General features: G+C 62.1%; 10 protein-coding genes. 2 read left to right on the forward strand and 8 right to left on the reverse strand.

Going from position 1 to position 12,482, the window contains the following annotated elements; translation table 11 throughout:
- Positions 1–67: 67 nt before the first annotated feature.
- A complete protein-coding gene (locus HV822_RS00245; protein WP_238871689.1) occupies positions 68–1,411 on the reverse strand; it encodes an esterase/lipase family protein in 1,344 nt (447 codons plus the stop codon).
- A gap of 260 nt (positions 1,412–1,671) precedes the next feature.
- On the opposite strand from HV822_RS00245, the gene HV822_RS00250 reads away from it, so the two are divergent.
- Positions 1,672–3,459, forward strand: coding sequence for an arylsulfatase (locus HV822_RS00250; protein ID WP_238871690.1), 1,788 nt, complete (start codon positions 1,672–1,674; stop codon positions 3,457–3,459).
- A gap of 140 nt (positions 3,460–3,599) precedes the next feature.
- The gene (locus HV822_RS00255) at positions 3,600–4,289 is read left to right on the forward strand and encodes a VOC family protein (RefSeq protein WP_238871691.1); all 690 of its coding nucleotides are present in this window, start codon (positions 3,600–3,602) and stop codon (positions 4,287–4,289) included.
- Here HV822_RS00255 and HV822_RS00260 read toward each other — a convergent pair whose 3' ends face one another.
- The 7 genes from HV822_RS00260 to HV822_RS00290 form a co-directional block, all read right to left on the reverse strand.
- A complete protein-coding gene (locus HV822_RS00260; RefSeq protein WP_238871692.1) occupies positions 4,290–4,790 on the reverse strand; it encodes a thioesterase family protein in 501 nt (166 codons plus the stop codon).
- Positions 4,791–4,901: 111 nt separating this feature from the next.
- Positions 4,902–6,314: a siroheme synthase CysG gene (gene cysG / locus HV822_RS00265; protein WP_238871693.1), complete on the reverse strand. Its 1,413-nt coding sequence runs from the start codon at positions 6,312–6,314 to the stop codon at positions 4,902–4,904.
- Between the two features lie 78 nt (positions 6,315–6,392).
- A complete protein-coding gene (gene serS, locus HV822_RS00270) occupies positions 6,393–7,676 on the reverse strand; it encodes a serine--tRNA ligase (protein ID WP_238871694.1) in 1,284 nt (427 codons plus the stop codon).
- Positions 7,677–7,715: 39 nt separating this feature from the next.
- A complete protein-coding gene (gene crcB, locus HV822_RS00275; protein WP_238871695.1) occupies positions 7,716–8,087 on the reverse strand; it encodes a fluoride efflux transporter CrcB in 372 nt (123 codons plus the stop codon).
- Positions 8,080–9,363: a replication-associated recombination protein A gene (locus HV822_RS00280; protein ID WP_238873655.1), complete on the reverse strand. Its 1,284-nt coding sequence runs from the start codon at positions 9,361–9,363 to the stop codon at positions 8,080–8,082. Before HV822_RS00280 ends, crcB begins: the two co-directional genes overlap by 8 nt.
- 49 nt (positions 9,364–9,412) lie before the next feature.
- On the reverse strand, positions 9,413–10,051 hold the full coding sequence (lolA, locus tag HV822_RS00285; protein WP_396264950.1) for an outer membrane lipoprotein chaperone LolA: 639 nt from the start codon (positions 10,049–10,051) through the stop codon (positions 9,413–9,415).
- Between the two features lie 15 nt (positions 10,052–10,066).
- Complete coding sequence (locus HV822_RS00290; RefSeq protein ID WP_238871696.1) at positions 10,067–12,472, reverse strand: DNA translocase FtsK; 2,406 nt, start codon at positions 12,470–12,472, stop codon at positions 10,067–10,069.
- Positions 12,473–12,482 lie beyond the last annotated feature (10 nt).

Here is a 12,482-nt window from a genome sequence, read left to right on the forward strand (position 1 = left end):
TCCTTCGGTTGTTACGAAATCTGTGATGCGCAGGGCACGCCAAAGGTTCCCTAGGGTCTAGCCCGGCTCACACATCCTTGAAGCGGAACACATCGTCCTGCTGGTAGCGTTTCAGACACAGGGTAATCAACAGGCTGCGATGGGGGCGAAAGAGGTCGCGCGCCTGGTTGGCATCAAGCATCAGCGCGCCAATGTCGTCGTCGCCGTAGGTGCGGTACCCCACCTTGTTGCTGGCCAGCTCCGGGCAGGCGGTGATGCTCATGTACAAACGGTCATCCGGCCGCTCGTACAGCGCGTACAGGCGATCGCAGTTGATTAACAGGCTGCGATATTGCTTGGCTTGGGAGTAGACGTGCACCGAACTGACAACCTGCTCCTGCACCTGCTTGGTCAGACGGCGGTCGCGACGTGTCCGGTCATTGTTGAAGTAGAACTCGATAACGTAGTCGGTCACCGCCGCGCCCTGGTTATCGAGCACCCGAACCACCGTATTCTGGTAGGCGTTGAAATGATCGCCGGGGCGCTTACTGGCCGCCGCCGTAACGCTGGCGGTGTGCTGCTCCAGCCGCGCCCGCCAGGCGGCAAAGCCGCTGTCAGGTACCATCAGTGCCCCACAGATCAGGCTCCAGGTTATCGATTCGCGGGTGCCCCGCCCCTTGGCGGTGATGCTGCCATGGTCCTCGCCATCAACTACCGCAAAAGCCAGCCCCTGCGCCGGTGCCTCCTGATAATCAATCTGCGGCGCGGTGCCAGCGGCCTGGCTGAAGTCGACAAGCATGCGGGCAGCCTGCAAATTGGCGGTCGAGACACGCACCGTTCCGTCGCTTCCCGGCTTGTTGGCCACGGCCGCAATACCGCTGTAACCCGCATTCCCAACCAGTACAGTGCACAAAAGACTGCCGTCGCCCAGCGGCGAGTCAGGGTTGAACAGATCCTGCTCAGCCAACTCCCAGCTGTAACTGCTGGCCAGCTCAAGCCCCTTGAGAATCTGCGCACCGGTCTCAAACAGGCGGGTACCTTTCCAGCCTTTGACCGCTCGGCCAATGACCGAGCGACCAGTATGTGCCAACGGCGAGCCAAAATTGGCCGGCGCCAACATCAGCAGCCGATGCACCGGCCGTTCGGACGCGCCGAAGCGTCGCAACCAATCGCGGATTACCAGCCCCCCGGTGCTGTGCACAATGGCGTCCACGCTGCGCGGTGAGCGTGGCAGGCCCCGGTCATCCCAGGCACGGTCCAGTGCCGCCACCAGGTCAGCGAACGTCACCTGATCGTCGAGGGAAATGTAGTCACCGAGGTGAATATCCGCGACATCGGCGGCAATGCCGTCAGGCGGCGGGTTGGCGAGGCGCTTGGCGAGGCCTCGAAAGGAGCTGTAGCTGTCGCTCCAGCCGTGCAGGATAACCAGCATGGGGTCGGTCTCCACGTGAACGGGGGTGGTCGGCGTGAATCAGACTGCTGGACGGCTTCTTGCCGGGTTATGTCATTGACCATAGACCGCCAGAGGCCCCTTGCAAAGCCAGAGAGCAAGACCAGTCGTCGGCACACCTCAGGAGACGCGATTGCGGCCGACTGGCTGCCAGAGACAGTCCGTTGGCTACACTCGGTCGCAGCGTCAGCCAACGCAGCCAGTGATAATGACGCCGTCAGAAGACTAATAAGGACAAGATCATGCGTCGTCTGCTCTCTTTTACCTGCCTGTTTGCCCTGAGCTGCGCCTTTACTTCCGCCCTGGCGGCCAGCCGTCCCAACATACTGCTGATCGTTGCCGATGACCTGGGCTTCAGTGATCTGGGCGCCTACGGCGGGGAGATTCGCACCCCCAATATCGATCAGCTGGCCGCCGAAGGTCTGCAGTTCACCAACTTCCATGTGGCTGCAACCTGCTCGCCAACGCGCTCGATGCTGTTGACCGGCGTGGACAACCACCTGGTCGGCATGGGCAATATGAAAGAGATCATGGCGGACAATCAGAAGGGGCAGCCCGGCTACGAAGGCTGGCTGAACGACAGCGTGGTCACCCTCCCCAGTCTGCTGCAGGATGCCGGCTACAGTACCTACATGGCCGGCAAATGGCACTTGGGTGCCCGTGCGCAAAGTCAGCCAGTGGCGCGCGGTTTTGACCGCTCCTTTGCGTTGATGGAAAGCGGCGCAGACAACTGGGAGGCCAAGCACTACCTGCCTGGCGGCAGCGCCACCTGGATTGAAGATGGCGCGCCCGTAACCCTGCCAGAGGGCTTCTACTCCTCCTTCACCTATGCCGACAAGCTGATCAGCTATATCGACAGCGGCCGCGCGCAGGGCAAGCCCTTCTTTGGCTACCTGGCCTTTCAGGCGGTGCACGCGCCGCATCAGGTGCCCGAAGAGTACATCCGGGGCTATGAGACGCTGTACGAGGCAGGCTGGGACCGGATCCGGGCAGATCGCTACCAGCGCCAGTTGGCCAGCGGCCTGCTGCCCGACAGCGGCGACAACCCGGTGACGAATGACTGGGGCACCTTCTATCAGCGCACCCACATCGAGTGGGACTCGCTGGGGGACGATGAAAAGGCCTACCGCACTCGCCAAATGGCGGTGTTTGCCGGCATGGCCGAAGCCATGGATCAAAGCGTGGGCAAGGTCATCCGTTATCTCAAGGGCAGTGGTCAGTACGACAACACCCTGATTCTGTTCATGAGTGACAATGGCGGCGAGTCCACCGTGCTGCGGGAAGTCGCCCCACTGTTCTACCGCCTGCGCTACAACACCGACGTCGAAGTACTCGGCGCCCCCGGCAGCTACAGCGAATACGGCCCTGGCTGGGCCTATGCCTCCAACACGCCCTTCTACTCCTACAAGGGCTCGCCGTTCAGCGGGGGCATGCGCGTACCGCTGATCGTCAGCCAACCGGGACACATCACCCCCGGCACCCGAACCCACAGCTTTGGGTATGTCACCGACATCGCCCCGACCCTGCTGGACATGGCAGGCATCGCGCAGCCCGATGGCGATTATCGCGGCCAGAGGGTGCACCCGATCATGGGCACCAGCATGCGCGCGCTGCTGGAAGGCAAAGCCGAGCGCGTGCATGCGCCGGACCATCCCACCGTGTACGAGCTGGCCGGCGGCATCGCGGTCTGGCTGGGCGACTACAAGCTGGTTAGCTCCAGTACCAGCGCCATACCCGCACGCACCGGACCGCAACTGTTCAACGTCAAACAAGACCCGCTGGAGCGCCATAACCTGGCCGAGCAGCAGCCCGAGAAGGTAGCGCAGTTGATGCAGATCTATCGCGAATACGTTGAGCGCAATCAGGTCATTGAAGTCCCGGCGGATTACCGCGCCTGGGAGCAGGTAAAGAAAAACGGTCGAGAGCAGTTCATCGCCAACCATCGCTTGAGTCTGGTGCTGTTCGCCCTGGCAGTCATTGGCCTTGTCGTTGGCGGTGGATGGCTGCTGGCGCGTCGATGCCGTCAGTAACCAGGCAGATCACCGCAGCCAATAGGGTTTGATACGCGGGCTGATTCAATCTGGCGGCCGGCGCTGGTCTGGGGATAGGGTCAGCTCTGAGTATTCATTCGGCGATGCTGTAATGTGTCGCCCTCTTTCAGGGAGGCCATATGAGTCTGGCCAAGGCGTTTTTTGATGTCGGACTGTTTACCAATCAGCGTGAGCTGCAGCAACAGTTCTGGAGTGAGCAGGTTGGACTGACCTTTGACCATACGCTCAAGCTCGGCGGTGGCGTTTTGCAGCATCGCTATAACGCGGGTATTGCGGTGCTCAAGCTCAATGACGCACGCGACAGCTTGCCAGCGCCAGGCACAGGCCCAATCGTCGAGCTGCTGGTCGCTACAGCCGGCGCCAGCGCGCCGCGCGCACTCACGGACCCGGACGGCAACCGCGTAACGCTAGTGCCCCCTGGCCATGACGGCATTCAGGGCCTGGCTGTGCGCCTGCGGGTCACGGACCCTGCACGCAGCCGCGCCTTCTACGAACAGGTGCTGGGCTGCGTACCCGAGCCCAATGGTGCGCTACGTTGCGGCGAAGCCCTGCTGCTTCTGGAACAGGGCGACAGCGCGGCCGCTGCGGGCGATGCGCCGCTGGCCGCCGTAGGTTTGCGCTATCTGACCTTGCAGGTATTTGACTGTGACGCGGCCTATGCCAGCGCGTTGGCCTGCGGCGCAGAAGGCGCCAAGGCGCCGGTAACGCTGGGCAGTACCGCGCGCATCGCGTTCATCCGTGATCCCGACGGGGTGTGGATTGAGCTGTCGGAACGCGCCTCGGTCACCGGCAAGGCAGTCAGCGAGTAATTAACCGCACAGATAGGTGCCGGTGCCAACAGCAATCAAGGTGCCGTCGTTGGCGTGCAGTTCAGAGCGCACCACGCCCACTTTGTTGCCCGAGCGCAGCGGCACAGAAGTGCAGACAAACTGCTCGCCCCGCCCCGGGCGCAGGTAGTCGACGCGCAGGTCGATCGTGCCCAGCTTGGACAGACGCATCATGCGCTCCTGCACCGTAAGGTGCGCGTGCCGGTCAAAGGCGCCAATCAGCGCCATGGCACCACCGCAGACATCAATCAATGACGAGATGGCCCCGCCATGCAAAATGCCTTGGGTGAAGTTGCCGATCAGCTCGGGGCGCATCGCCAGGCTCATCGCCACGCAGTCGCGGCGCAGCTCGTCGATCTCGATACCCAGATGACGATTGAACGGGATACGGTTAAAAAAGCCATAGACCGCCTGGGACAGCTCCTCGGGCAGAACATCAGTGGCGGGGTCAATGGTTGGCGGCAAGGCAGCAGACTCAGTCATGAAAAACTCCTGAAACAGTCCTGCCACCCTGCCCTATTTGCGGTTGCCCTGCCAGAGAGCAAAACAAAATGTCCTGTATTTGGCAGAAATGACGCTACCGGCAAACACTTACTACAAAACACCCTGCGGCGCGGGGCCGTCCGGCGGGGAAAACCATTTGAGCTTGTCGTGCAGCGACACCACCTCGCCCACGATCAGCAGCGTCGGCGGCTTGATGGTTTCGTTGGCGATACGGTCCGGCATATCCGCCAGAGTGCCAATCAAAACCCGCTGGTTAACCGTGGTGCCCTGCTGCACCAGCGCAATCGGCGTATCGGCGCCGCGGCCATGGGCGATCAGTTGGCTGCAGATCTCCGGCAACCCTACCAGGCCCATGTAGAACACTAGCGTCTGGCCTGGCGCCACCAGGTCTCCCCAGGGCAGATTGGTGCTACCGTCTTTCAGGTGCCCGGTGACAAAGCGCACCGACTGGGCGTGATCACGGTGGGTAAGCGGGATGCCGGCGTAGGCCGAACAGCCGTTGGCAGCGGTGATACCCGGCACCACCTGAAAGGGTACGCCGTGGGCCGCCAACTCTTCGATCTCTTCCCCGCCACGGCCAAAGATGAACGGGTCACCCCCCTTGAGGCGCAGCACCCGCTTGCCTTCGCGGGCCAGGCGCACCAACAGTTGGTTGATCTCCTCCTGCGGCACAGCGTGGTTGCTGCGCGCCTTGCCGACGTAAATGCGCTCGGCGTCTCGGCGGCACAGGTCAATGATCGCAGGCGGCACTAGCCGGTCGTGCAGCACCACATCGGCTTGCTGCATCAAGCGCAGGGCGCGAAAGGTCAGCAGATCCGGATCACCAGGGCCCGCGCCAACCAGGTAAACCTCGCCCTGATAGGCCTGTCCGCGTTCATCCTGCAGGCGCTGCTGCAACAGCTCGGCAGCCTGCTCGTCGCGGCCGGCAAACACATGCTCGGCCACCTCGCCCTGAAAGATGTTCTCCCAAAACGCACGACGCTGATTAATAGTCGGTAACGCGCTTTTAACCTGCTGACGAAAGCGTTTTGCCAGCTGCGCGAGCCGGCCGTAAGCCGCCGGAAACAGGGTTTCAATGCGCGCCCTGCTCAGCCGGGCCAATACCGGCGCATGACTGCCGCTGGAGACCGCGATCAATAGCGGCGAACGATCAACAATGGCAGGAAAGATCACCGTGCACAGCTGCGGCGCATCTACCGCGTTGACCGGAATGCGCAGCGCCTGGGCATCAGCGGATACCTGCGCGTTAAGCACATCATCGTCGGTGGCGGCGATCACCAGCACGGCATCGTCCAGATCACTCGATTGATAGCCGCCTTCACGCACCGCGCCTTGGGTGCTGGCGACCAGCTCGCGCAATACTGGTTCGATCTCGGGTGCGACCACATACAAGGCAGCGCCTGCCTCACTCAGCAGGCGCGCTTTGCGCAGGGCGATTTCGCCACCGCCGACCACCAGCACGCGGCGGCCAGCCAAGTTATGAAACAGCGGCAGAAATTCCATACAGGTGCGTCTCGTTTACCAGGTCATAACGGCAAAGCGGGAGCTCAAGGCTCCCGCTTGGGGGTTGGTTCGGCCAGCTTAGCCGATGCGTTCGACGCCACCCATGTAGCTGCGCAGGGCTTGCGGCACTTCGATACTGCCATCGGCCTGCTGGTAGTTTTCCAGCACTGCCACGAGGGTACGCCCTACTGCCAGGCCTGAGCCGTTGAGCGTGTGCACCAGCTCCGGCTTGCCGGTTTCAGGGTTACGCCAGCGAGCCTGCATGCGGCGCGCCTGGAAATCACCACAGTTGGAGCAGGAGGAAATCTCGCGGTACTTGCCCTGGCTCGGAATCCAGACCTCCAGGTCATAGGTCTGCTGGGCGCTGAAGCCCATGTCGCCGGTGCACAGCGCCATGGCGCGGTATGGCAGTTCCAGACGCTTGAGCACATCTTCGGCGTGACCGGTCAGTTCTTCCAGTGCAGCAGCGGACTCCTGCGGGCGGACGATTTGCACCATCTCTACCTTGTCGAACTGGTGCTGGCGAATCATGCCGCGGGTATCACGACCGGCCGAGCCGGCTTCGCTGCGGAAGCACGGGGTATGGGCGGTCAGTTTGAGTGGCAGCTCCTCAGCACCGAGAATGCTCTGGCTGACGATGTTGGTCAGCGAGACCTCGGCAGTCGGGATCAGGTACAGGTCCCGTTGATCTTCACCACGGCTGATCTTGAACAGGTCTTCTTCAAACTTCGGCAGCTGACCGGTGCCCTGCAGCGCCTCGGCCTGCACCAGATAAGGCGTATAGGCCTCTTCATAGCCGTGTTCGTTGACGTGCAGATCCAGCATGAACTGCGCGAGCGCGCGGTGCAGTCGGGCAATCGGGCCGCGCATCAAGGCAAAGCGTGCGCCGGACAGCTTGGCGGCGGTCTCAAAATCCAGATAACCGTGTTGCTCGCCCAGCGCCACGTGGTCCTTTACCTCAAAGTCGAAGCTGCGCGGCGTGCCCCAGCGGCGCACTTCAACGTTCTCGTCTTCGCTCTCACCCACCGGCACAGATTCAGCCGGCAGGTTGGGCATGCTCAGCAGCAGCGCGTCCAGCTCCTGCTGGATGCCCTCAAGCTCCTGCTTGGCCTCAGCCAGCTCGGTGCCCATACGGTCGACATCGGCCAGCAGTGGCTGGATATCCTCACCGCGTGCCTTGGCCTGCCCGATCGACTTGGAGCGACTGTTGCGTTCGGCCTGCAGGGTTTCGGTGTGGGTCTGCACAGCCTTGCGGCGAGACTCCAGCGCATCGAGCTGGGCCAGATCCAGCGCAAAGCCACGGGTGGCCAGGCGCTCGGCGAGCAGTTGCGGTTGGGTACGAACGAGTTTGGCATCAAGCATGGGTGATCATCATCTTTTGCAGTTTCAGGTGACGGCTGGTCAGCGTGTCAGCGACAGCCCAGCCCAGGTGGCGAGCAGGCCGATACAGACACTGAGCAAAACATAGCCCAGAGCCAACAGGCCCTCGCCGTTCTCCAGCAGCCGCAGCGTATCCAGAGAAAAGGTCGAAAAGGTAGTAAAGGCGCCAAGCAAGCCGGTGACCAGCAATTGCCGCAGTACCGGCGAGAGCTCCGGGCGCTCCAGCCACAGGCCGTATAGTACACCGATCAGCAGGCATCCGAGCAGATTCACCAGCAAGGTGGGTAACGGAAACAGCTTGGGCCAGTGCGCCATGGACCACTGCGCCACGCCAAAGCGCGCCAGGGCACCTAGCGCCCCGCCCAGCATAACCGCCATACACAGCTTAATCATCCGACCTCCGTTGCCTGCTACTGGCGGCATCCAGGGCGCGCAGGTGTTGCAGCTTCTGAGCAATCTTCAATTCCAGGCCGCGTGGCACCGGCTGGTAATACTGACGCGGCTCAAGCGCTTCAGGGAAGTAATCTTCACCGGCGGCGTAGGCCTCCGGTTCATCGTGAGCATAGCGATAGCCATCGCTGTAGCCCAACTCCTTCATCAGCTTGGTCGGCGCGTTACGCAGATGCAGCGGTACCTCCAGCGAGCCCTGGCCGGCAACATCGCGCATTGCGCTGTTGAACGCGTTGTATACCGCGTTGCTCTTGGGTGCACAGGCCAGATAGGTGATTGCCTGGGCAACGGCCAGCTCACCCTCGGGACTGCCGAGACGCTCTTGTACGTCCCAGGCATTAAGGCACAACGTCAGCGCTCTGGGATCAGCGTTGCCGATATCTTCGCTGGCCATTCTTACCACGCGCCGGGCGATGTAGAGCGGGTCGCAGCCGCCGTCGAGCATGCGGGCAAACCAGTAAAGCGCCGCATCAGGGTTGGAGCCGCGCACAGATTTGTGCAAGGCCGAGATCTGATCGTAAAAGGCTTCGCCGCCCTTGTCGAAACGTCGGCGGTTGTCGCTGAGCAGCTCGCCGAGCAACTCCACCTCGATGACACCGCCCTGCTCCACCAGGTCGGCGGCAATCTCCAGCAAGTTCAGCAATCGCCGCGCGTCTCCGTCACTGGCATCGAGCAGCAACTGGCGCGCTTGCGGGCTGAGCTGCAACTGCAGTGCACCAAGGCCGCGCTCCATGTCCTCCAGGGCACGGTCCAGCAGCCCGCTCAAGGCTTCTTCGTCCAGGCCCTTGAGTACGTAGACCCGAGCGCGGGACAACAAGGCGTTGTTCAGCTCAAAGGACGGGTTTTCGGTGGTGGCGCCAATAAACAGCAGGGTGCCGTCTTCAACATAGGGCAGAAAGGCATCCTGCTGCGCCTTGTTGAAGCGGTGCACTTCATCAACAAACAGGATGGTCCGCCGCCCGTTGGCTGCGTAGTTCTGCCGAGCGATATCAACTGCCTGGCGAATATCCTTCACGCCGGCCAGGACCGCAGAGAGAGTTTCAAAGTGAGCGTCGGTAACGGTGGCGATCAGGCGGGCCAAGGTTGTCTTACCGACGCCGGGTGGCCCCCAGAAAATCATTGAGTGCAGTGCGCCCTGCTCCAACGCCGTGCGCAGCGGGCGGCCGGCGCCCAGCAGATGCGACTGGCCCGCGTATTCATCCAGATTGCGCGGGCGCATGCGCGCAGCCAGCGGCTCGCGCGGCGCCGGCGGCGCGAATAGACCGCCGTTATTCACTGATCACGTCGACCCCGTCCGGCACCTCGAACTGGAAGGTGTCGGCAGCAACCGGCTCGTTCAGCACCACATTCTGGAACAGAATATTGGTGCGCTGGCCAATCGGGTCGTTGAGCTGCATATCGTTGATCAGCCCATCACGGAAGGACAGGCGCAGGGTTTCAAACATGGTGTCGCTGGCCTTGGGCGTCAGCACAAAATCATCCACGGTGCCACCTTGGGTCCAGCGGATGCTGAAGTTGTCGGTCAGGGTGCTGACGTCGCCAGACAGCAGCAGCGCGGGGGTATGCGTCAGGCGCTGGTCCAGCTTTTGGATGGTGACCTGCATCAGGTCAGGATCATACAGCCAAACCTGCCCACCATCGGAGATGAGCACCTGCTCAAGTGGCGGATCAGTATGCCAGCGGAACTTGCCCGGACGCTGCAAGGTAACCTGCCCACGGGTTTCCTGCAGGCTGGAGCCATTGGAGCTGAGGGTCATTTGCGAGAAGTTACCGGTCAGCGTGTTGGCTGCCGACAGCAACTGATTCAAGCGCTCGGCGGCGGCCGCTTCGTCCTCAGCCATAGCTGGCGCGGCCAGCAGTGCAGCGCACAGCGCAATCCAGCGCCAGGCAGTGATGCGATTCAACATAAAGGGTTACTCCCCTCAATCCCGGACCGGCGGCGGTGCAATCACCTCGCGCGAGCCATTGGTGTTCATTGCGGTAACTACACCGGCCATTTCCATTGCTTCAATCATGCGGGCGGCCCGGTTGTAGCCAATCTTCAGTTTGCGCTGTACCGCAGAAATGGACGCGCGGCGGCTTTCGGTAACGAAGCGTACGGCCTCGTCGTAGAGCGCGTCTTCTTCGCTGTCATCGCCACCACCACCGCCGCCGTCATAGCTGCCGCCACCGGCCGAGTCGTCGGCGCCATCCAGAATGTCCTGAATGTAATCCGGCTCGCCCCGCTGCTTCCACTCATCGACCAGGCGGTGGACTTCGTCATCCGACACAAAGGCGCCATGGACCCGTACCGGCAGGCTGGTGCCCGGCGGCATGTACAGCATGTCGCCATGACCCAGCAGCTGCTCTGCCCCGCCCTGATCCAGAATGGTGCGCGAGTCGATTTTGCTGGATACCTGGAATGCCATACGGGTGGGAATGTTCGCCTTGATCAGACCTGTGATAACGTCCACCGAGGGACGCTGGGTGGCCAGAATCAGGTGAATGCCGGCTGCCCGCGCCTTCTGCGCGATACGCGCAATCAGTTCCTCAACCTTCTTGCCGACGATCATCATCATGTCGGCAAACTCGTCGATTACCACTACGATCACCGGCAGCGATTCGAGTTCCGGCGCCTCGTCTTCCATGCTCTCACGACGATACAGCGGATCAGTCAATGGCGTACCGGCCTTGGCGGCGTCTTTCACCTTGCGGTTGAAGCCCGCCAGGTTGCGCACGCCCATGGCGGCCATCAACTTGTAGCGACGCTCCATCTCGGCAACACACCAGCGCAGCGCGTTGGACGCTTCCTTCATGTCGGTAACAACTGGTGCGAGCAGGTGCGGAATGCCCTCGTAGATCGACAGCTCCAGCATTTTCGGGTCGACCATGATCAGGCGAACCTCGGCGGGCGTGGCCTTGAACAGGATGCTCAGCAGCATGGCGTTAACGCCGACCGACTTACCCGAGCCCGTGGTACCCGCCACCAGCAGGTGGGGCATCTTGGCCAGATCAGCCATCACCGGGTGGCCACCGATGTCGTGGCCCAGCGCCAGGGTGACGGGTGATTGAGCCTCGTCAAACTCGCGGGTTTCCAGCACCTCGGAGAGACGCACGATTTCGCGGTCTTCGTTGGGAATCTCGATGCCCACGGTCGTCTTGCCCGGAATAACCTCCACCACCCGCACGCTGATCACCGCCAGCGAACGCGCCAAATCCTTGGCCAGGTTGGAAATTTTGCTGACCTTCACGCCGGGAGCAGGCTGAATTTCAAAGCGGGTAATCACCGGACCGGGCTGAACCTTCTCCACCTCGGCTTCAACGCCAAAGTCCTTGAGCTTAAGCTCCAGCAGGCGCGACATGCCCTCCAGTGACTCGGCAGAAAACCCCTTGGTTTTCTTGCTCGGCGGATCCAGCAGGCCAATCGGCGGCAGCGAGCCAGGGTCGGAGGTATTGCTGAACAGCGTGGATTGTTTTTCCTTCTGGCTGCGCACGCTGGCCTCGGCGGGTTTGGTGTCCAGCGGCACGATTTCCGGCGGGGTGCGCGTTTCGCGGGCAGCCACGTGACGAGCCAGCGCTTCCTGGCGCTGCGCCTTGGAGGCATCCGCTCGGCGCTGCTCCTCCGCGCTGAACGCGGGCTCCTTACGCGGTGCGGGGGTACGACTCTCACGCGAAGGTGCCAGGGGGTCTACTCGCGCATCGGCTCGACGTGTCCGCCAGCCCTGCCAGGCACGCTTGAGCAGGTCAAACAAGTCCAGGGTGAGCTTGCCGGTCAGGTCCATCACCTTCAGCCAAGAGAGGTTGGTGAACACCGTCAGACCAAACAGAAACAGGGTCAAAAACAGCAGCGTGCTGCCCTGCAGGTTAAGCACCGGCCGACTCAGGCCGCTGAGCAGCTCACCGAGAATGCCGCCGGCACCGGCGCCTTCCGGGAAATTGGCCCCGGGCGTGCCGTGCAGCGCCGCCAGCGCGGTGCCAGCAAACAGCGTGAGCACAAACCCGATCAGGCGCCAGGAGAACAGCCAGCCGTTCCAGATCATCGGCTGATGGCGGCGGCGAAACATCTGATACACCTTGACGGCAACAATCAGCGGAAACAGAAAGGCCAGATAACCCAGCGTCAGCAAGAGTACATCGGCAATCCAGGCGCCCATGCGTCCACCCGCGTTCTGCACATCAGCAACGCTGCCGCTGCGCGTCCAGCCAGGGTCTGCAGCATCAAAGGTGAACAACGCCATGCACAGATACAGGCACAGGGCGATCATCGCCAGCAGCGCGCCCTCGCGCAGACGCAGCGAAAGCTGCTCGCGCCAGGCCAACGGTGTTTTTGGGGCTGCAGTATCCTTCAAAACAGAGCTT

This window comes from Halopseudomonas maritima, assembly GCF_021545785.1.
Classification (GTDB): domain Bacteria; phylum Pseudomonadota; class Gammaproteobacteria; order Pseudomonadales; family Pseudomonadaceae; genus Halopseudomonas; species Halopseudomonas maritima.

What these genes read in the sequence shown, in the direction of transcription:
- HV822_RS00250 (WP_238871690.1), top strand. Translation starts at nt 1,672, where the DNA reads ATGCGTCGTCTGCTCTCTTTTACCTGCCTGTTTGCCCTGAGCTGCGCC.
- crcB (WP_238871695.1), bottom strand. Translation starts at nt 8,087, where the DNA reads ATGATTAAGCTGTGTATGGCGGTTATGCTGGGCGGGGCGCTAGGTGCC.
- serS (WP_238871694.1), bottom strand. Translation starts at nt 7,676, where the DNA reads ATGCTTGATGCCAAACTCGTTCGTACCCAACCGCAACTGCTCGCCGAG.
- lolA (WP_396264950.1), bottom strand. Translation starts at nt 10,051, where the DNA reads ATGTTGAATCGCATCACTGCCTGGCGCTGGATTGCGCTGTGCGCTGCA.
- cysG (WP_238871693.1), bottom strand. Translation starts at nt 6,314, where the DNA reads ATGGAATTTCTGCCGCTGTTTCATAACTTGGCTGGCCGCCGCGTGCTG.
- HV822_RS00280 (WP_238873655.1), bottom strand. Translation starts at nt 9,363, where the DNA reads ATGCGCCCGCGCAATCTGGATGAATACGCGGGCCAGTCGCATCTGCTG.
- HV822_RS00245 (WP_238871689.1), bottom strand. Translation starts at nt 1,411, where the DNA reads ATGCTGGTTATCCTGCACGGCTGGAGCGACAGCTACAGCTCCTTTCGA.
- HV822_RS00260 (WP_238871692.1), bottom strand. Translation starts at nt 4,790, where the DNA reads ATGACTGAGTCTGCTGCCTTGCCGCCAACCATTGACCCCGCCACTGAT.
- HV822_RS00255 (WP_238871691.1), top strand. Translation starts at nt 3,600, where the DNA reads ATGAGTCTGGCCAAGGCGTTTTTTGATGTCGGACTGTTTACCAATCAG.